14 protein-coding genes are annotated in these 19,321 nt (G+C 68.2%); 5 read left to right on the plus strand and 9 right to left on the minus strand.

Going from position 1 to position 19,321, the window contains the following annotated elements:
- Window positions 1–43: 43 nt before the first annotated feature.
- Entirely contained in the window at window positions 44–2,437 is a 2,394-nt protein-coding gene (locus tag O3305_RS07975) for a TonB-dependent receptor (protein ID WP_269575911.1), read from the minus strand.
- Between the two features lie 224 nt (window positions 2,438–2,661).
- Between O3305_RS07975 and O3305_RS07980 the strand changes: the two genes are divergently transcribed.
- Genes O3305_RS07980 through O3305_RS07995 form a run of 4 tightly spaced genes read left to right on the plus strand, consistent with a single transcriptional unit; the run spans window position 2,662 to window position 7,736 of the window.
- On the plus strand, window positions 2,662–3,417 hold the full coding sequence (locus tag O3305_RS07980) for a GntR family transcriptional regulator (RefSeq protein WP_269575912.1): 756 nt from the start codon (window positions 2,662–2,664) through the stop codon (window positions 3,415–3,417).
- Between the two features lie 2 nt (window positions 3,418–3,419).
- Window positions 3,420–4,472 carry a serine hydrolase domain-containing protein gene (locus O3305_RS07985; RefSeq protein ID WP_269575913.1) on the plus strand — a complete coding sequence of 351 codons (1,053 nt, stop codon included), beginning with the start codon at window positions 3,420–3,422 and terminating at the stop codon, window positions 4,470–4,472.
- Window positions 4,473–4,509: 37 nt separating this feature from the next.
- The gene (locus O3305_RS07990) at window positions 4,510–6,153 is read left to right on the plus strand and encodes a carboxylesterase/lipase family protein (protein ID WP_269575914.1); all 1,644 of its coding nucleotides are present in this window, start codon (window positions 4,510–4,512) and stop codon (window positions 6,151–6,153) included.
- Complete coding sequence (locus O3305_RS07995) at window positions 6,150–7,736, plus strand: long-chain-fatty-acid--CoA ligase (RefSeq protein ID WP_342251594.1); 1,587 nt, start codon at window positions 6,150–6,152, stop codon at window positions 7,734–7,736. Before O3305_RS07990 ends, O3305_RS07995 begins: the two co-directional genes overlap by 4 nt.
- A 42-nt stretch (window positions 7,737–7,778) precedes the next feature.
- Here O3305_RS07995 and bktB read toward each other — a convergent pair whose 3' ends face one another.
- Genes bktB through O3305_RS08010 form a run of 3 tightly spaced genes read right to left on the minus strand, consistent with a single transcriptional unit; the run spans window position 7,779 to window position 11,914 of the window.
- Complete coding sequence (bktB, locus tag O3305_RS08000; RefSeq protein ID WP_269575915.1) at window positions 7,779–8,960, minus strand: beta-ketothiolase BktB; 1,182 nt, start codon at window positions 8,958–8,960, stop codon at window positions 7,779–7,781.
- Window positions 8,957–9,844 (minus strand): SDR family NAD(P)-dependent oxidoreductase, encoded by an 888-nt coding sequence (locus O3305_RS08005; RefSeq protein WP_269575916.1) that lies wholly within the window; start codon window positions 9,842–9,844, stop codon window positions 8,957–8,959. Before O3305_RS08005 ends, bktB begins: the two co-directional genes overlap by 4 nt.
- Before the next feature lie 12 nt (window positions 9,845–9,856).
- The gene (locus O3305_RS08010) at window positions 9,857–11,914 is read right to left on the minus strand and encodes a 3-hydroxyacyl-CoA dehydrogenase NAD-binding domain-containing protein (RefSeq protein WP_269575917.1); all 2,058 of its coding nucleotides are present in this window, start codon (window positions 11,912–11,914) and stop codon (window positions 9,857–9,859) included.
- A 70-nt stretch (window positions 11,915–11,984) separates the two neighbouring features.
- On the opposite strand from O3305_RS08010, the gene O3305_RS08015 reads away from it, so the two are divergent.
- On the plus strand, window positions 11,985–12,716 hold the full coding sequence (locus tag O3305_RS08015; RefSeq protein ID WP_269575918.1) for a FadR/GntR family transcriptional regulator: 732 nt from the start codon (window positions 11,985–11,987) through the stop codon (window positions 12,714–12,716).
- Between the two features lie 170 nt (window positions 12,717–12,886).
- On the opposite strand, the gene O3305_RS08020 is transcribed toward O3305_RS08015, so the two are convergent.
- The 5 genes from O3305_RS08020 to O3305_RS08040 all read right to left on the minus strand — a co-directional run bounded on the left by O3305_RS08020 (window position 12,887) and on the right by O3305_RS08040 (window position 19,292).
- The gene (locus O3305_RS08020) at window positions 12,887–13,621 is read right to left on the minus strand and encodes an energy transducer TonB family protein (RefSeq protein ID WP_269576477.1); all 735 of its coding nucleotides are present in this window, start codon (window positions 13,619–13,621) and stop codon (window positions 12,887–12,889) included.
- A 5-nt stretch (window positions 13,622–13,626) separates the two neighbouring features.
- Entirely contained in the window at window positions 13,627–14,043 is a 417-nt protein-coding gene (locus O3305_RS08025) for a YbaN family protein (protein ID WP_269575919.1), read from the minus strand.
- Entirely contained in the window at window positions 14,036–14,620 is a 585-nt protein-coding gene (locus tag O3305_RS08030) for a biliverdin-producing heme oxygenase (RefSeq protein WP_269575920.1), read from the minus strand. Before O3305_RS08030 ends, O3305_RS08025 begins: the two co-directional genes overlap by 8 nt.
- A gap of 12 nt (window positions 14,621–14,632) precedes the next feature.
- Window positions 14,633–18,166, minus strand: a complete 3,534-nt coding sequence (locus tag O3305_RS08035; protein ID WP_269575921.1) for a TonB-dependent receptor domain-containing protein — start codon at window positions 18,164–18,166, stop codon at window positions 14,633–14,635.
- A gap of 145 nt (window positions 18,167–18,311) precedes the next feature.
- On the minus strand, window positions 18,312–19,292 hold the full coding sequence (locus O3305_RS08040; protein WP_269575922.1) for a FecR family protein: 981 nt from the start codon (window positions 19,290–19,292) through the stop codon (window positions 18,312–18,314).
- Window positions 19,293–19,321: the final 29 nt, after the last annotated feature.

Raw genomic sequence — 19,321 nt, forward strand, 5'->3', positions numbered from 1 at the left:
AGGAAGAAGGCGGAGATGGAAAAAGGAGCCGCCCCCCGGATCCTTACCAGCGGGTGGACATGCTCACGCCGATGGTGCGCGGCTTGTTGTAGCGCACCGAGAGCGGATAGCCCGCCGACATGAACTTGAGCACCTGGATCTGGCGATCGGTGATGTTGCGGACGAACGCCGCGAACTGGACCTTGTTGAAGTTGAAGCCCGCCCGGGCGCCGAACAGGTCGAAATCGGTCATGTAGATGGCAGGCGTGGTCGCTGTCACCGTATCCTGGATGCCGCCGCGCTGGCCCTGATAGTTGAAATTGACGAACACGTTCGACTTGTCGCTGATCGGGTGGCGATAGTCGACGCTCGCCGACATCGTCCAATCGGGGATCTGCGCCACCGAGCTGTCCAGCGTCGGCAGGCCAGTGACCCCGGCCGGAACCTTGACGAAGGTGGCGTGCTGGGTCGCGGCGTTCAGCCCGAGCGAGAACATGCCGCCGGCCAGGCGCCAGCGCCCGTCGAGCGCCGCTTCCAGGCCCCTGGCCTCGATCGTGCCGCCATTGACGTTGAACTGCTGGCCACCCTGGAGGCAGGCATTGGTCAGCGTGCAGCCATCGTTGATGCTGGTGATCGCATCCTTGGTCCGCTGCAGATAGGCGGCGACGCGGACGAACACGCCGCGCGTGATCGTCGACTTGACCCCGGCTTCGTAGCCGATCGTCGTCTCGTTGCCATAGGTATACTGGAAGGGATTGGGCGCCGCGGCATTATAGGTGCCGTTGTTGACGCCGCCCGCGCGATAGCCCGAACCGACCTTGGCATAGATCAGGGTGCTGGTCGGCCCCGGAATCTTGTAGCTCGCCGTCGCCGTGAAGGCCGGCTGCTCCGCCTTGTAGACGAAGGTGGTCGGCAGGCGCGTATAGTTGGTGGTGTAGAGCGCGTAGATATATTGCGTCGCGGTCTTGTAGTCGTGCGAGATGCGCGCTTCGCCGTTCAGCGAGAAATTGCCGAACTGATAGCCAAGCGAGGCATAGGCCGCGAACGAGTAGATGCGCTGCTGCGTGTTGCTGTCGGTGCCGAACACCAGCGGATAATTGGCCGGGCAATTGGCCGAGTTCGGCAGCGGCTTCAGGCAGACTTTCGCGGTCGGCGTGCCGGTGCAGATACCCTGGGTGACGGTATTGAACGCGCAGGGCGAGCTGTTGATCGCCAGGCGGTAATCATCGTTCTGGTACAAGCCCTCGGCGCCAACGATCCAGGTCAGCTTGCCGCCCGCACCGGAGCCGGTGAGGTGGAGATCCTGATAGAGCGTGCGATCGACGACATTGGTGTGGACCTGGGTAAAGGGATAGATGCCCAGCTGGCCCTGCTGGCGCATTGCAACCAGCGTCGCATAGTCGATCGCGGCGCCATAATATTGGCTCGAGCGCCACCGCGTCGCCATCGTCGTCGATTCGAGCTTGGCCCAGCCGAAATCATAGCTGGCGTTGAGCATCACCCGGCCGACCTTCTGCATCAGCCCGTCCTTGCCGTCGTGCGGCAGAGTGTAGCGCGACTGATAATAGCCGAGCGGCACCGCGGTGTTGGTGCCGGGCGCGATGACCAGGCTGTTGACGAAGCTCGGCAGCTTCAGGTCCTGCCCGTCGACCATCAGGTTCACGTCGAGATTGCCCGAGCGATAGCGCAGCTGGGCGCGGCCGTTCCAGCCGCGGGTGCTGTCATAATATTTCTTGTGGTTGGGATCGTAGTAGAAGCCCCCGGTCTGGCCGTAGATCTCCCCGCCGACGCGGACCGCGACCGTGTCGCTCAGCGCTTCGTTCATCACCGCGGCGACGCGCTTCTGGTCGAGCCCGAAGGTGTACATGCCACGCGCCCAGCCCGAGCTTTCGAACTTGGGCTTGGCCAGGACGATATTGACCACGCCGAATTCGGAATTGCGGCCATAGAGCGCGCCTTGCGGGCCCTGCAGCGATTCCACCCGTTCGATGTCGAAATAGTCGAGCGCCTTGAAATTGCGGCCGCCCAGCGTCGAGCTGCCGACATAGGCGCCGTTGACGAACAGGCCGACGCCCGAATCCGCGCCGGTGGCGCGCGCAGTGCCCGAACCGCGGATCGAGACTTCGGCAAGGTTCTCGCTGGCGACATCGTTGAAGCGGACACCCGGCGTGGTGCTGAGCAGATCGCCGCTGCCCGCGATCGGGCCCTTGGCATCAAGCTGGTCGCCGGTCACCGCGTTGATCGTGCCCGGCACGTCGCGGATGCTTTCCTCGCGGCGGCGCGCCGTGACGATGATGTCGTCATTGCGCTTCTCTTCGCTCGCGGCGGGCGCGTCCTGCGGCGCGGAAGCTTCCTGGCTGGCGTCAGTGGTGGTGGCGGTGGCGGTCGTGGTCTGCGCCAGGGCCGGCGTGGCCACGACGAGCGCAAGGGTTGCCGTGGTGGCAAGGAAATCTCGCATGCATCCTCCCATGGCGCGCATTTTTGCTGCGAGCTTTTCATCCGTCGATCGTGAGACCGAGTCAACAGGATTGTACGACAATCTTTGATTTATGGTTCGACAAATCTCTTGCTACAGTCCGGCAGCCGCAATAGAAATGACCGTGCGGGATTGGTAAGCACTGCGATGGCGCAACCAACCCGCGAGAGGGCAAGTCTTTGACCGACAATCACGAATCAGCAGCATTGCCGGAGTCGACGGACGCAGCGGAAGCGCGTTCCATTTCGACCGCCGACGATCTGGCACAAGCGCTGCGGCTTCGGATACAGCGGAGCGAGCTTGCCCCGGGCGAATGGCTGCGCGAAGCGCCGCTGTGCAGCGAGTTCGGCGTCGGCCGCTCGATCGTTCGCCGTGCGCTACGCACCCTTGCCGACGACGGGCTGCTCGAGATCGAGGAGAATCGCGGAGCCCGTGTTTCCGCCACCACGGTGGAGGAAGTGTTTGATCTCTATGAGATCCGCGCCGCGCTCTACGGCCTTGCCGCGCGCTTCGCCTGCCTGCGTGCCTCCGATACCGCGATCCGCCACATGCTGGTCAATATCGACCGGTTGCTGAGCGACGCCGCCGCCGGGACGCCGGGCGAGCAGATCATCGAGATCTCGGAAGCAATCTTCAGCGAGATGGCGGAATCGGCGAGCGCCGATGCGCAGAAGATGATCGACATGGTACGGCGCAAGACGCGCTTCCACTTTTCCTATGTCGCGCTGGCGATCAACGCCAATGGCCCCGGCCCGTATGAGTATTGGCGCCAGGTGCGCGCCGCGCTGATCGCGCGCGACGCCGACAAGGCGAGCCAGGCAGCCCGCGACATCCTCTATTTCATGCAGGGCGAAGTCGCCCGGATAATGCTCGCGCGCGGGCCCCGGGTCCGCGAGGTCACGCCGCTGACCGCCCCTGCTCCCCCGATAAAGAAGAAGCGCGCAGCCGCGAACAGGAGATGACGATGAAGGCACGATCGCACGCCAAGCTGATGTTGCTCGCGGCGGCCATGGCCGGTGTGACGATCGCGCCCGCCGCCGCCCCCGCCCGCCCCGGCCCTGTCGTTCCGGCAAGTGCGGGCAACGCGGCGATGACCAGCCTGCTCGACTATCTCCGCAATCAGAACACCACCGGCTTCCTGGTAATCCAGGATGGCAAGGTGCTGGTGGAGAAGAACTTCCCGGCGCCCGAAGGCGATCGCCAGTTCCCGCTCTTCGTCTATGGCAAGGCCGGCGACGGCGCGCTGCTCGAGGATGTCGCCTCGCAGCAGAAGAGCTTCGTCTCGGTGCTGATCGCGGTGGCGATCGACAAGGGGTTGATCGACGTCGAGAAGCCCGTCGCCGACTATATCGGTGCCGGCTGGTCCAGAGCGACGCCCGAGCAGGAAGCGAAGATCCGCGTGATCGACGTGCTGCACATGGCCTCGGGCCTGGACGAGAAGTTCGGCTACGAGGCTCCGGCCGGCACGAAGTTCTTCTACAACACCCCGGTCTACGCGGTCTCCAAGCGCATCGTCGCGGCGGCGGCCCGGCAACCGCTTGAGACGATCACGCGGGACTGGCTGGCAGGGCCCGCCGGCATGGCAAACACCGCCTGGCGCAAGCGCCCCGCGGCGCTGGCCAGCATCGGCAACGATACCGGTCTGGTCACCACCCCGCGCGATACCGCATTGTTCGGGCTGATGATCCTGCACAACGGCGTGTCGAACGACGGCAAGCGTGTCGTCTCCGAGGCGAGCCTGAAACGGATGTTCGAGCGCTCACCGACCAACCCCGCCTATGGTCGTCTCTGGTGGCTGAACGGCGGCGACTACGTGATGGGGGCGATGGGCAACCGGAAGGACGGCCCGCTGATCGCCGCCGCCCCTGCCGACACGGTCGCCGCCCTCGGCGCCTTCAACCGCCGCTTGTTCGTCGTGCCAAGCAGGAAGCTCGTGGTGGTGCGCACCGGCGCCGCCGCGGGCGACAAGGATTTCGACCAGCAGCTCTGGCTGCGGCTGAACAAGGTGATCGGCTGAACGCCGACCCTGCACACACGCATTTCAGGAGAGTGAGATGGGGATAGCGCACCGCTTTGCGGCGCTGGGCCTGGCGCTTGTCGGCGCCGGTCAGGCTGACGCCCAGTCGATCGTCAAGGCACCCGCGGGCAGCGTCCGCGGCATCGAGGTCGACGGGCAGAAGGTCTTCAAGGGCATACCCTATGCGCTGGCGCCGGTGGGCGAGCGGCGCTGGAAGCCGCCGGTGGCAGTGCCCGCCTGGACCGGGGTGCGCAACGCCACGGCGTTCGGCGCGGCCTGTCAGCAGCCGCCCGCGCCGCCCAGCAGCATCTATGCCGAGGTCTATCCGGCGATGAGCGAGGATTGCCTCTCGCTCAACATCTGGGCACCGGCACGCGCGAAGAAGGCGCCGGTATTCGTGTGGATCCATGGCGGCAACCTGGTGCGCGGTTCGTCGCAACAGGCGATGTTCGATGGCGCCCGGCTGGCGAAACGCGGGGTGATCGTCGTCTCGATCAACTACCGGCTCGGCATCTTCGGCTATTTCGCGCACCCGGGGCTGAGCGCGGAATCGCCCGACGGCAGCTCGGGCAATTACGGCGTGATGGACCAGATCGCCGCGCTGAAATGGGTGAGGGCCAATATCGGCGCGTTCGGCGGCGATCCCGGCAATGTCACCATCGCCGGGGAATCGGCGGGCGGCCTCGCCATCCTGCACCTGCTGGTATCGCCCCAGGCGCAAGGGCTGTTCGGCAAGGCGATCGTCCAGAGCGCGTCGCTGATGAACATCCCCGAACTGAAGACGATGGCGCACGGCGTTCCCTCCGCCGAGACGCTTGGCGAGCATTATGCCGGCGCGATCGGCGCAAGGACGGTGGCGGAGCTGCGGGCGATCCCCGCCCCCGATCTCGCCGCCCGCGCCGTGAAGGCCGGCTTCGCCTCGACAGCGATCGTCGACGGCACGGTCATCACCCGGCAGCTCCTCGACAGCTTCGAGCGCGGCGAACAGGCGAAGGTGCCGCTGATGACCGGCTTCACCGCCGGCGAGATCAGCACGATGAAATCGATCCTGCCGGGCCTGCCCGAGGCATCGACCTTCACGCCCGCGACCTACGAAGCGAAGATCCGCGCCGGCTATGGCCCACTCGCCGACGCGTTCCTCCGCCTCTACCCCTCGGACGCGATCGGCGCGAACATGCTCGCCGCCGCGCGCGACGGCTTCTTCGCCTGGAACTCGCAGAAGCTGGTCCGCGAGCAGGCGCGGGCCGGCCAGCCGGCCTATCTCTACTATTTCGACCACCACATGCCGTCCTCGGACGCTGCCGGCATCCACGCCTTCCACGCCAGCGAAGTGCCTTTCATGTTCGGCACGATCGACCGGGTGACTGCGCTCTGGCCCAAGATCCCCGATATGCCGGCCGAGCGCGCGCTTTCCGACGCGATGGTCGATTACTGGGCGAGCTTCGCCCGTACCGGCGCTCCCACCGCTTCGGGCCATCCTGCCTGGCCATCCCACAATGCACGAGCCGCCTATATGCACTTCACCGACAAGCCGGAGGTCGCCGCCGACCTAAAGCCGGCCGAATATGCGCTGCACGATCAGGTCTTCTGCCGCCGCCGGGCCGCGGGGACCCAGCCCTGGAACTGGAATGTCGGGGTGATCGCCCCGCCGCTTGCCCCGGCCGCGGAGGCCTGCAAGTGATCGACGGCAGCATGCAGGACTTCCCGCTGACCCTCGACCGGATCGTCGAGCACGCAGCGAAATGGCACCCCGATGTGCAGGTCGCCACCGCCGGCGAGGGTGGTGCGATCACCCATGCCAGCTATGCCGAGCTCGACCGGCGCGCCCGCAAGATCTCGTCGCTGCTCGCCGGCCTCGGCGTGCGAAAGGGGGAGCGCGTCGCCACGTTGGCCTGGAACAGCCAGTCGCATGTCGAGAGCTGGTTCGCGATCATGGGCATGGGCGCGGTGTGCCACACGCTCAACCCGCGCCTCACCGCCCCGCAGCTCGCCTGGATGCTCGGCCAGTCGGGGGCGCGCATCCTGATCGTCAGCGCCGACCTGATGCCCCTGGCGCTCAGAATCCTCGACGAAGCGCCCGGTGTCGGGCAGGTCTTCGTGATCGATGGCGAGTTCACGCCCCAGATCCATGGCAGCGCGGCGATCGCCCAGCTCGAGCCGCTGCTCGACACCGCCGGCGAGGGCTTTGCCTGGGGCGATTTCGAGGAGAAGGCGCCGAGCGGCCTCTGCTTCACCTCCGGCTCGACCGGCGCCCCCAAGGGCGTGACCTACACCCACCGCTCCAGCTTCATGCACACGCTGCGCCTGCTCCAGGCCGATGTCTCTGGCATCACCAGCCAGGACGTGGTGATGCCGGTGGTGCCGATGTTCCACGCCAATGCCTGGGGCCTGCCCTTTGCGGTGCCGGCAGCGGGCGCCAGGCTGGTGCTGCCCGGCCGTCATCTCGACGGCGCCAGCCTGGCCCGGCTGATCGCCGCCGAGGAAGTCACCATCGCGGTCGGCGTGCCCACCGTCTGGCTCGGCCTGTGCGATCATCTCGACGCGACCGGCACCAGCCTGCCCTCGCTCAAGCGCATCCTTGTCGGCGGCGCGCCGATGCCGCCCGCGCTGATGGAGCGGATCGAGGGTCAGCTCGGCATCCCCGTTCAGACCAGCTGGGGCATGACCGAGCTGTCACCGGTCGGCACGTTCGGCGTGCTCAGCGCCCCCACGCGAGATGCGCTGATCTCTGGTCGCCCGGCGCTGGGCATGGACCTGCTGCTTATGGACGAGGCCGGCAGCCCGCTCCCCGAACAGCGCGATGTCGAGGGACGCCTGCACGTGCGCGGTGCCGCAGTGATCGAACGCTATTTCGGCCAGGACAGGCCGGCCACCACCGCCGAGGGCTGGTTCGATACCGGCGACCTGGCGAAGATCGATCGCGCCGGCAACCTGATCATCACCGGCCGCGCCAAGGACCTGATCAAGTCGGGCGGCGAATGGATCAACCCGGCCGAGATCGAAGCCGTGGTCTGCGCCCTGCCCCAGGTCAGCCTGGCGGCGGTGATCGGCCGCAGCGACGTCAAATGGGGCGAGCGGCCGCTGCTGCTCGTCGAGCTGCGCGAGGACCAGGAGATCAGCGACCAGGACCTGCTCGGCGCCCTGCGCGGCCAGGTCGCTTCTTGGTGGATTCCCGACGCAGTGGTGCGGGTACCGAGCATGCCGCGCGGCTCGACCGGGAAGATCGACAAGCTGCAGCTGCGGGCTGCGTATAGCGGCTGCTAGAACCGATACGTCATCCCGGCTTTCGCCGGGATGACGGCTACCTCAGACCCGCTCCACCACCAGCGCGATGCCCTGACCGCCGCCGATGCACATCGTCGCGAGGCCATAGCGCCCGCCCACACGCGCCAGTTCATGGACCAGCTTGGTCACGATGATCGCACCCGTTGCTCCCACGGGATGGCCGAGCGAAATGCCGCTGCCATTGGGGTTCACCTTGGCGGGGTCGAAACCGAGCGCATCGGAAACCGCACAGGCCTGTGCCGCGAACGCCTCATTCGATTCGATCACGTCCATGTCCGCGACCGACAGCCCTGCCCGGGCCAGCGCCGCCCGGGTCGCCGGCACCGGGCCCATGCCCATGTAATCCGGATCGACCCCGGCATGGCCATAGGCGACGATCCGCGCCATCGGCGTCAGTCCGTGCTCGGCCACGGCCTTCTCGCTCGCCAGCACGACGGCAGCGGCACCGTCGTTGATCCCAGAGGCGTTGCCGGCGGTCACGCTGCCGCCCGCCTTGAAGATCGTGCGCAGCTTCGCGAGATCGGCCGCATTGGCGTCCGCCCGGACATGCTCGTCGACATCAAAGACCCTGGTTGCGCGCCCCGCCTTCACCTCGATCGGCACGATCTGTCCGTCGAACCGCCCTTCCGCGATCGCTCGTACTGCACGGGCATGGCTCTCCGCAGCATAGGCGTCCTGGCGGGCCCGATCGATGCCGTGGCGCTCGGCGACATTCTCGGCGGTCACGCCCATCAGCCCGCCGCCGAACGGATCGGTCAGCGCGCCGTTGAGGCCATCGACCAGAGTAGCATCGCCCATCTTCTGCCCCCAGCGGGTGGCCGGTGCATAATAAGGCGCGCGGCTCATCACCTCGGCACCGCCGGCCACCGCGATCTCGGCATCCCCGAGCATCAGCATCTGCGCCGCCGACACGATCGCCTGCACGCCCGAACCGCATAGCCGGTTGACGGTAAGCGCCGGCACTTCCTTGGGGATACCCGCCTCGATACCGGCCACGCGGGCCAGATAGGCGTCACGCGGCGCGGTCGGGATCACCTGGCCGAACACGACATGGCCCACCGCCTCCGGTGCCACGCCCGCAGCATCGAGCGCCGCCCGCGTGACCGTGGCAGCGAGATTGCCAGGCGTCTCGGCCCCGAGCGCCCCGCCAAAGGTGCCGATCGCGGTGCGCCGCGCAGCGACGATGAAGACCTCGGCAGTCATGCGCGCTCCATGCTGGCGGCGCGCGCCGACATCTCATACTGATATTGTTCCTCGCCGCGGGCCGGGATCACTTCCCCTGCCCGGTCGCCGACGGCTTCCAGCCGATCGAGCAGCGTGTCGGCCACCCCCGCGCCATCGCCGAGGAACAGCCCCCGCGTCATGCTGACATGCGCCTGCTCGAAGCTGCCGGCGCCGGCCAGCAGGATCGCGCGGTTGGGGGCGTCCTCGGCCGCCAGCGCCACTACCGCCGGGCTCACCAGCGATGCGTCGAGCCCCGCCAGCATCTCTTCCGAATAGAGCCCGTTGGTCATCCCCGTCGCCGCGCTCGGCGCCAGGCTGTTGACCCGGATACCGTAGCGCTCGCCCTCGATTGCCAGGGTCTGCATCAGCCCGACCAGTGCCATCTTGGCGGCGCCGTAATTCGCCTGGCCGAAATTACCGTAGAGGCCCGAGGACGAGGTGGTGAAGATGATCCGCCCGTAATTCTGGGCGCGCATCGTGTCCCACACCGCCTTGGTGCAGTGGACCGAGCCCATCAGGTGGACGTCGAGCACCAGCCGGAAATCGTCCAGATCCATCTTGGCGAAGCTCTTGTCGCGCAGGATGCCGGCATTGTTGACGAGGATATCGATCCGGCCCCAGCGCGCCAGCGTATCCTCGCACATAGCCTGGACGCCGACGAAATCGGTGACGCTCACCGCCACCGCCATCTCCTCGCCTCCCTCAGCCTCGATCCGCGCGCAGACGGCGCGGGCCGCATCGCCGTTCATGTCGGCAACGACCACCTTCGCGCCGCGCTTCGCCAATGCGATCGCATGCGCCGCGCCCAGCCCGCCGCCGGCACCGGTGACGATCGCCACCCGGGTCGAGAGATCGATCCCCATCCTATTTTCCTTTCAGAGAGTGGCCGCATCGAGCGACGCGAAGGTGCGCCCCGAAGCCGCGAGTTCGACAAGCAGAGGCGCCGGCGCCCAGGCCCAGCCCTGCGGACCGGCGGCGAATTGTTCGATGCGTTCCAGCACCCGGGGCAAGCCGATCCGGTCGGCGAGATACATCGGCCCGCCGCGCTCGCCGGGGAAGCCATAGCCGTCGAGATAGACGACATCGATATCGACCGCGCGCCAGGCTATCCTCTCGCCGAGGATTTTCGCGCCTTCATTGACCAGGGCATAGATGCAGCGCTCGACGATCTCTTCGTCGCCGATCTCGCGCCGCTCGATGCCCAGCCGCGCGGATTCAGCAAGGATCAGCGCGTCGATCTCCGGGTCTGGCTCGGCGGTGCGTCCATCCGGATAGCGATAGAAGCCCGCCCCGGTCTTCTGCCCGAACCGCCCGAGTTCACAGACCAGATCGGGGATCTTCGAATAGGGCCGGTCGGGCTGGTCCACCGCGCGGCGCTTGCGGATGCTCCAGCCGATATCCTGCCCGGCCAGGTCCATCACCGCGACCGGCCCCATCGCCATGCCCCAGCGCTTGAGCGCACCGTCCAGCTGGCCCGGCAGCGCACCTTCCTCGAGCAGGTACCAGGCCTGGCGGAGATATTCCTCGAACATCCGGTTGCCGACGAACCCGTCGCAAACGCCGACCGCCACCGGGCTCTTGCCGATAGCCTTGCCGAACGCCATTGCCGTCGCCAGCGTCTCGGGCGCGGTTTTCGCGCCGCGCACCACTTCCAGCAGCTTCATCACATTGGCGGGCGAGAAGAAGTGCAGCCCCACCACCCGCTCCGGCGTGGCCGTGAAGCCGGCGATTGCATCGAGGTCGAGCGTCGAGGTGTTGCTCGCAAGGATCGCGTCCGTCCGGGCAACCCGCTCCATGCCCTCGAACACCTGGCGCTTCACCTCCATGTCCTCGAACACCGCCTCGATCAGCAGGTCGGCACCGGCAGCCGCATCGATCTCCGATGCGGCGGTGAGGGCAGCCAGACGGGCATCGGCGACATCCGCCCCGATCCGCCCCTTCTCGACCTCGCGCAGGATGGCTTTGGCGATCGTTGCGCGAGCCCTGTCGAGCGCCTCGGCACGCGGCTCGACCAGCACTATCTTCAGCCCCGCATTGAGCAGTGCCAACGCGATGCCGGTGCCCATCAACCCGCCGCCGATCACCGCGACCTGCCCGATCTTCCCCGGTTTCGCCTCACCCAGCCCGGGCACGCGCGCGGCAATCCGGCGGCCAAAGAAGGCGTGCCGCAATCCGCGTGACTCCTCCGAGCCCAGCAGCTCGCTGAACAGATCCGCCTCGACCCGCAGTCCGGCGACGAAATCATGCGTCCCGATCGCAGCTACGCATTCGACGATCCGCCGCTGGGCCAGCGAGCGCGGCCTGGCAGCGGCCAGTGCCTCGGCAAGGTCACCCGGTGCCGGCATCTCGCCGGTGCGGCGCACCGCCGGCACCAGCTCCGCCAGGGCGAGCGCCGCCGCCTCGGCATCTCCCGTCACCACATCATCGACCACGCCTGCCGCCTTGGCCTGGGCACCGTCGAGCACACGCCCGCTCAGCATCAGCTCGAGCCCTGCCTTCGCCCCGATCAGGCGCGGCAGCCGCTGGGTACCGCCGCCGCCGGGCAGCACACCGAGCGTCACTTCGGTCAGCCCGATCCGGGCGTTTCCGGCGCTGACCCGATAGTGGCAGGCCAGCGCCAGTTCGAGCCCGCCGCCCATGCAGACGCCGTTGATCGCCGCGACCACGGGCTTGGGCGAGGCCTCGATCGCCTCGATCATCGCGCGATTGGCGTCGATCTTCGACGGATCGCCATCGAACTCGGTGATCTGCGCGCCCGCACTGAAGATCTTCGGCCCGCCGCTGACGACGATCGCGGCCACTGCCGGGTCCGTCACCAGCGCGGCAAACGCCGCGGCGATCACCCCCACCCCGGCAACCGACTGGGTGTTCACCGGCGGATTGGAGAAGCGCAGCAGCGCAACCTTGTCCCGCCGTTCGACCTCGACTTGCAAAGCACCCCTCCCATTGGCAGCGTTGGGCTGCGACCTATCAAATGTTGGATTGTTGGACAAAGGGATTCTGATGGCACTTGGCAAGCTCACGATCGCGCGTGCCTATCAGGCGGTGCAGCAGGCGCTGGAGGAGGCGATCCTCAGCGGCGAACTGGCACCGGGCCAGCCGCTGCCGACCGAAACCGAACTGGCGGAGAAGTTCGGCGTGACGCGCCACACGGTGCGCGAGGGCATGCGTGCGCTCGAGCAAAGCGGCCTGGTGAAGCGCGATGCCGGGCGGCGGCTGCACGTCACGCGGCCGAAGCATGACGCGCTCGCCTCGCAAAGCTCGCGCGCGCTGATGATGCAGCAGGTCTCGTTCCGCGAGATCTGGGAAGTCGCGATGCAGCTCGAACTGCTGGCGATGGACCTGCTCGAGGGGCGGATCGACGATACACTGGTCGAGGCGCTGGAAGCCAATGCCGCGGCCATGAGCGAGGCGCTGGAGCGCGGCGAATCTATCTCGGCGCTCGACGTCGAGTTCCATGCGCTGATCGCCCAGGCCACCGGCAACCGCGTGCTGCTGATGTCCCGCGAACCGGTGTCGCTGCTTTTCTACCCCTCGCTCGACCGGCTGTTCACGCATCCGAGGACGCGCGATCGCTCGCCCTGGCGCATCCTCGAGGCGCATCGCGAGATCGTCGCCGCGCTCAGGGCGCGCGACCTGGCTACCGCCCGGCTATGGATGGAGCGGCATATGGCCGATTTCCGCCGCGGCTACGAACATGCCGGCTTGCCGCTGGATGCGCCGGTGGCACCCTGAGCTCGCCAATCGGGTCATCTTCGTTTCGCCTGCCCCGGCACGAAGAATACGGAGCGTGCGGCCCTCGGGCAGGCGGATCGTCACCTGCCGGGCGGCTTGCCCTGGTCGGGTGCGGTGCGGTCTGATCGTCTTCGCCCTGCCCGCTCGCGCTCCTATCCGGCATCGCCCGATCAGCGGACGGTGAACTCCACGGGAACCGAGAGCTGCAGCTCGTCCGCCCGGTCCTCGGGGATCGCCGGCAGCGGCTGGGCGCGGCGGATCGTCTCCATCGCGGCGCGATCGAGCGCGGCATTGCCCGACGAACGGAGCAGCGCCGCGTCGAGCACCCGCCCTGCCCGGTTCATCCGGAAGCGCACATAGGCGACGCCCTGCTCGCGCCGCGCCCGGGCCGATGCCGGATAGCGGCGATATTTCTCGAGATGCGCGAGCAGCCGCGCCTCCCAGCTCGCCGGCGCATCGCTGGACATGCGCGGGGCCGGCGGCGCGGGCGTCGATTTGGGCGCGGTCGTCTCGGGCACCGGATCGGCATTGGGCGCGGGCTCGACCGGCGGCGCCGGCGCGGTCGGCTGGGTGAGCAGGTGGGGCACGATCACCTTGGGCGGCTCGGGGCGCACGGGCTCGGCCATCCTGCGCGCCTTGCGTTCCTCCTGCACCCGCCCTTCCGGCACTTCGCGAACCGGTTCGGGCGGCGCGGCGAGCGGCAGCAGCTCCACCATCATCGGTGCCGGCCGCGCCGGGATCGTCGCAGGTGTCGCCCAGCGCAGCACGGCAAGCGCGAGCATCGCCGCCGGCACGGCAAGCGCACCACCCAGCCCGATCGACCGCGTCCGCCAATCCTGCGCACGATAGCCATGCCGCTGCACCGGCAGGAGCAAAGGCGACGCGACAACATCCTCCGGGAGCATCAGCTTCACGGCAGCCCCGCCCCGCTAGGCAGCGGTCGGGTGACAATCCACAGCGCACAGCCGCCCGTCATCACGGCAACGGTGAGCGCCAGGGGCCAATGCGGCCGCGCGCCGAGCCAGAACAGGCCATAGCCGAGCGCGATCCCCATGCAGGCCGCCCGCTTCGCCCGCGCCGGGATCGCCCGCTCGGCCTGCCAGGCGCGGATCGGGGGGCCGAAGCGCGGGTGGGTGCGCAACCAGGCATCGAGCCGCGGCGAGGATCGGGCGAAACACCCGGCGGCGAGGATGACGAAGATCGTCGTCGGCATCAGCGGCACGACGATGCCGACACCGCCCAGGCCCAGACAGACGAGCCCGGCGACCAGCCACGCCGCCCGGGCCCCGCGCCCGCCGTGCGGCGCTGCCGGTTCGGCGTCAGGCAAGGACGCTGTCGGCATGGCGCTGCACCCGGGCAAAGGCCGCCTTCGCCCCTTCGACGGCACGCGCCTCCGCTGCCTCGTCGAGCGGTATCGCGTCGAGCGCGGCGGTGAAGCTGCGCCACTGCGCGGCCGGCCCTTCCGGCGCTGGCGCCAGGTGTCGCGCGCCATGCGTATCGGACAGGCCAAGCTTCGCCGCCGCCTTGCGCAGCAGCGCCGCCCCCATGTTCGATCCTTCCGCGACATAGAGCCAGCCGAGCGCCGTGGCGGGGTCGACCTGGCCGGCCGCGAACGCCGGCGCATCGGCCTCCGCCTCGCCCAGTCCGAGATCGGCCAGGTCGGCTTCGATCAGCGGCAGCCGGCGCCGGTCGGCAAGCCCGGGCAGCAGCGCGCGCATCGCGGGATCGGCGTAGAGCGCGTCGACGTCGCGGTGGAAGCGCCGCTGCATCGCGACGAAGCGGACATAGCCGGCCAGGCTCTCGAACAGCCCGGCGTCCATGATCGAGCGATCGAGCCCGTCATGCACCTCCCGCGTCGCCTGCTTGAGCCGCTGCGATCGCGGCAGGTTCGTCACATCGGTCATCCACATGCTCCTTCAGAACCGGAAGTTCACGCCGAGACGGATGCTGTGCGCATCGGCATTGCTGCGCGTGCGCCGCCCGTTCACCGTGCTCGACGTGCCGGTGTAGCTGGTCATCTCGCGCAGGATCGCGCCGGTCACCGGATCGCGCAGGATGGCGTTGGTCACCGGATCGCGGAGAACCGCGCCGGCTACGGTGAAGTTCCGCCCCACGCCCGCGCGGGCATCGTCGAACCGGAAGGCGCCGCTGCCATAGCGCGCATAGCCATAGTCGCCGCGCACCGACCAGTTGTTGCCGAGCGCCCACTCGACACCGCCTCCCACGCTCCAGCCGGTCGCCAGCCGCCGGTCCTTCTCCGAGAACATCGGCGCAGAATTCTGGCTGAAACGGCGATTGGCGTTGAAATAGGACGCTGCCGCATTGTCCAGATACTGGGTGCGCGTCTGCACTTCCTGCATCAGCGCAAGACCCGCGCTGCCGAACACCAGCACCGGCCCCGTCGCATAGCCCAGCCGCGCGCGCAGCCCGCCGGTCCAGTCCGAAGCGAACTCGGTATCGGCCTGGTTTCGCATGTCCTGCGGCGTGATGATCGACGTGTTGACCAGCAGCTCGGTCGAGTTGGTGTAGAGCCGCGACCGCGCCCGGCTCAGGCCGAAATCGCCTTCGATGCCGACCACCCAGTGCCGCGCCAGCTGCCAGGTGTAGCCGCCGAGCAGCCCGATCCGGCTGCCATTGCCCTCGGCCTCGCCGACTTCGGTGGCGGGAATCCCGCCGGTCGCGCCGTTGCCGGCGGTCGAGCGGGTGCGGCGGCTTTTGACGAAGTCGTGCCCCGCCGCGAGCCCGATATAGGGGCCGGACCAGTCGCCGTCGAAAGCGGCCGGCGCCGGGCGCCCGTTCAGCGCCTCGATCGCCCGCTGGCGGGCATCGCGCGACCGGTTGCGCGCGGGGCCGCCAAAGCCGGCGGTCATCCCGATCCGGACCGTCCGCCCCGGCGAAGGCATCAGCCCCAGCGTCAGCGCGTCCATGTAATAGCGATCGGTCAGGTTATCGATCGCCACGTCGAGCCGCAGATCGTCGCTGATGTCGAAGGTGCCATAGGCGTCGAACAGGTCGTACGGCGACCAGTCGATGCTGGTCATCGAGCCGCCAAAGGTGATGATCGGCGTGTCGCGCCCGCCGACATGGCGATAGCGCCCGCCCAGGGTGAGCCGCTCGTCGAGCAGGCGGACGCCCGCGTTGACGTTCAGGCTCAGCTTGGGCGGCAAATGCGCCGGGACATAGCTGTCCGCCGTGCCCCCCTCGCGGCAGGTGTGGTTGGTCCCGCAGAACTGCTTGAAGGTGTAATAGGTGCCGCCGAAATCGGCGAAGACCACGCCGGCATCATATTGGAACGATGCCTCCACGCCCTGCAGCCGCGCCTTCTCGATATTGACGATCGAGGTCATGCCCTCGCTGATGCCGCGGGTCAGGTAGTCGTCGATATCGTTGCTGAAATAGGCAAGCTTGGCCTGGAGCAGGTCGCCGGCCTTCGCCAGGTTCGCCAGTTGCAGGTTCGCGCCGACTTCGCTGTTGCGGGCATGCTCCGGCCGGATCGGGTTGCGCGGATCGGGGTAGAAGGAAAAACCCGTGGTGGATTCGAACAGGCTGGGGTTGCGGATCGCCTCGGCATAGCGGGCGTAGAATTGCAGGCCCTTCACGGGCTCGATCAGGAAGGACGCGATCGGCGCGAAGCCGGCATTGCTTTCGCGGTTATAGCCGGTGACCTCGACCTGCGGCGTGCCGGCCCAGGTATGCGTCTCGGTCAGATCCTGCGAGACGGTGTTGGTGTAGCGCAGCGCGGCGTTGAAGGTCACCCAGTCGTTCGGCTTCAGCTCGCCGGCGATGAAGCCGCTGAACTCGTCGCGCCAGCCATGCCGCGGCTCGACGAACGAAGTGTAGCCCGAATTGCCCTTGTAGGTGTCCCAGCCGCGCGGAGGAGTCATGTCCTCGCGCGCATAGCTGCCGCCATAGTCTAGATCGAGCCGGCCGAGCGGCGTGTGCAACGTCGAGCGGTTCGAGAGGTTGACGCCCCAGCGGGTCGACTGGCTCTGATAGGCCGCGTCGGTCACGCTGACATTGCCGTTGGGGAAGACGTATCGGTACAGCGTCTCGATGCTGGTGAAGCTGTCGGTCTTCCAGGCGTCGATCTTCAGGTTGATCAGGTCGGTGCTGTCCGGATCCCAGCGATAGCGCGCGGTATAGGTGTTGACCTCGGCGCGGCTGAGCGGCGCCTGCAGCGCCCCGCCGAAGCGGATGATCTGCGAGGGCATCATCTCGCCGAAATCGCTTTCGTAGCGGACATAGGACAGGTCGATCCCATGCCCGTCGCCGAAGCGCCAGGTGCCGCGCAGCAGGTAGGAGCTGTTGTCCTGCGAGGTGCTGAGCACTTCCTCGCCCAGATTGTAGCGCTGGAGGACATTGCCGAGCGTGCCGGTGCCGCCCGGCGGCACGGTGCCGTGCTCGCCGCCGAAATAGTTGCCGAGCTTGCGCCGCGCGACCGCGCCGACCAGCTCGATATCGCCGACACGCCCGGCGGCAGCGACGCTGAAGTTCCAGCCACCCAGGTCGAGCGCCCCCGGCCGGTCGAACCGCTCGGCGCTGCCCGTGCCGGTGCCCGGCGTCGCCGTCGGCGGCGGCGCGACATTGTTGCCGGACAGTCCGCCGCGGAAGCGGATGCCGAAGTCGTTACCCTCGGCGATCAGGTCCTTCGCGCCGATCGTATCGACACGCACCAGGCCGCCGGTCGCGCCGACGCCGTCGGCAGCGGCGCTCGGCCCCTTCTCGATCGTCACGCTGCCGACCAGGTCGGGATCGAGATAGGTGCGCCCCGCCACGCCGGAATAGCCGCGATAGACGGTCGATTGCTGGAGCGATCCGTCGATAACCACCGGCACGCGGTCCATCCCCTGCATGCCGCGGATGTTGACGTCGAGCGCGCCCGAATTGCGGTTGTCGCCGTTGAGCACGCCCGGCGTGCCGCTCAGGAAGTCGCCCGGCGAGGTGCCGCGGAAGCGCTCGATCCGCTCCCGGCTGAAATAGGCGGTGGACTGGGCGCCGGTGAAGGTCCGTCCCTCGCCCGCATTGCCGGCGACCGTGCCGCCCGCACCCCGGGCGCCGCCACCCGCACCGTCATTCGCACCCTCGACGCGCAGCGTGCCGAGCTGGACCGTGCCGGCATCGGCACGCGGCGCGGCTTCCAGGATCGCCGAGGTCGCGGCGGTGAAGCGATAGGTCAGCCCCGTCCCCTCGAGCAGCCGGCTCAGCGCGGCTGCGGCGGAGAGATTGCCCTTAACTGCGTTCACCCGGATCGCGGTGCCGTCGATCCCGCTCCAGGATACCTGCACGCCCGATTGCCGCATATAGATACGCAGCGCTTCCTCGAGCGTCGCCGCCGGAATATCGAATCCCTGCACCACCGCACCATTGCCGCTCTGGGCGTGCGCGACGGTCGCGCCCATGGCGAGCGCGATCACGCTCGCGCTGCGCAGGCAGCGAATGGCAACGGACATGGCGAAGTTGGAACGAAGCATGGAGCCCCCGGTTCGATGAGCGCCGCCCCGCGCGGCCCCTTCAAATGCATATGCTAATCATTATCAGTTATACATCTGAGAGACTGGCGCCGGAGAGAAACACCCAACCCCCTTTCGGTGATTTTTATCGGATCAGCAGAATCCCGCCCGGCAGGCGGGTCATCCGCAGCCCCGCGGCGGCGGCAATCGCGGCCAGCGCATCGTCGGGACGATCGATCCGGAACACGCCGCTGACCGGCTTTGCCCGACCAAGATCGGCCATCAGTATCACCGGCGCGGCACGATAGCGGCGGATCTCGGCGATTGCGGCAGCGGCGGGCTGCCGATCGATAAGCAGCTCGCCCTGACGCCAGGCCGCAATCCGATCGGGCCGCACGTCCGCCAGCCGCGCAACAGCCCCATCGACATAATGTGCGCGCTGCCCGGCAGTCAGCGGCGTCGCCCCGCGCGCCGCGATCACCCGTACCGCGCCCTGGCTAACCGCGACATCGGCGCCCTCGCCATTGCCGGTCGAGACTTCGAAGGCGGTGCCGACATCCTCGGTGGTGCCGCCCGCCGCATCGACGCGGAACGGCCGCCGGTCGCCATGCGCGACGTTGAACCAGGCTCGCCCGCGCAGCAGCCGCACCCGGCGCTCGCCCTGGGCATACTCGACGGCAATCGCCGATCCGCTGTCGAGCATGGCGGCGGAGCCGTCCGCCAGCGCGACCGAACGGATCTCGCCGGTGCCGGTCAGGTGATCAGCCCGCAGCCGGACGTTCAGCTCAGGTGCGGCGACCAGCACGGCCAGGCAGGCCGCCATTCCCGCCCCCACCAGCCCGCGCCGCACCGGCCGCGGCAGCGCGCGCCATCCGCCTCCACTCCGGCGATCCCGCCGCGCGGTCACCGGCGACAGCTCGGGCTGGGCGAACAGGCCGCGATGCACCTCCAGTTCCTGCCAGAAGGCCCGCTCGCGCTCGAAGGCACGGGCATGCGCAGGGTCCGCCGCCAGCCACTGCCGGAGTTCCGCCAGCGCCCCGCCGCGCATCTCACCCGAGGCGAGCAGCCGCACCCATTCGCGCGCGCGCTCGGCAATCTCGCCGGACCTGTCCATCGATCCCGTCATCCGTTCGCGCAAGAGCCCCTCCGCGCATA

The sequence above is a fragment of the Sphingomonas sp. NIBR02145 genome, assembly GCF_027359115.1.
GTDB lineage: Bacteria > Pseudomonadota > Alphaproteobacteria > Sphingomonadales > Sphingomonadaceae > Sphingomonas > Sphingomonas kyeonggiensis_A.

What these genes read in the sequence shown, in the direction of transcription:
- O3305_RS07975 (WP_269575911.1), bottom strand. Translation starts at nt 2,437, where the DNA reads ATGCGAGATTTCCTTGCCACCACGGCAACCCTTGCGCTCGTCGTGGCC.
- O3305_RS08035 (WP_269575921.1), bottom strand. Translation starts at nt 18,166, where the DNA reads ATGTCCGTTGCCATTCGCTGCCTGCGCAGCGCGAGCGTGATCGCGCTC.
- O3305_RS08005 (WP_269575916.1), bottom strand. Translation starts at nt 9,844, where the DNA reads ATGGGGATCGATCTCTCGACCCGGGTGGCGATCGTCACCGGTGCCGGC.
- O3305_RS08040 (WP_269575922.1), bottom strand. Translation starts at nt 19,292, where the DNA reads ATGACGGGATCGATGGACAGGTCCGGCGAGATTGCCGAGCGCGCGCGC.
- O3305_RS08020 (WP_269576477.1), bottom strand. Translation starts at nt 13,621, where the DNA reads ATGCTCCCGGAGGATGTTGTCGCGTCGCCTTTGCTCCTGCCGGTGCAG.
- O3305_RS08015 (WP_269575918.1), top strand. Translation starts at nt 11,985, where the DNA reads ATGGCACTTGGCAAGCTCACGATCGCGCGTGCCTATCAGGCGGTGCAG.
- O3305_RS08030 (WP_269575920.1), bottom strand. Translation starts at nt 14,620, where the DNA reads ATGACCGATGTGACGAACCTGCCGCGATCGCAGCGGCTCAAGCAGGCG.
- O3305_RS07990 (WP_269575914.1), top strand. Translation starts at nt 4,510, where the DNA reads ATGGGGATAGCGCACCGCTTTGCGGCGCTGGGCCTGGCGCTTGTCGGC.
- O3305_RS07985 (WP_269575913.1), top strand. Translation starts at nt 3,420, where the DNA reads ATGAAGGCACGATCGCACGCCAAGCTGATGTTGCTCGCGGCGGCCATG.
- bktB (WP_269575915.1), bottom strand. Translation starts at nt 8,960, where the DNA reads ATGACTGCCGAGGTCTTCATCGTCGCTGCGCGGCGCACCGCGATCGGC.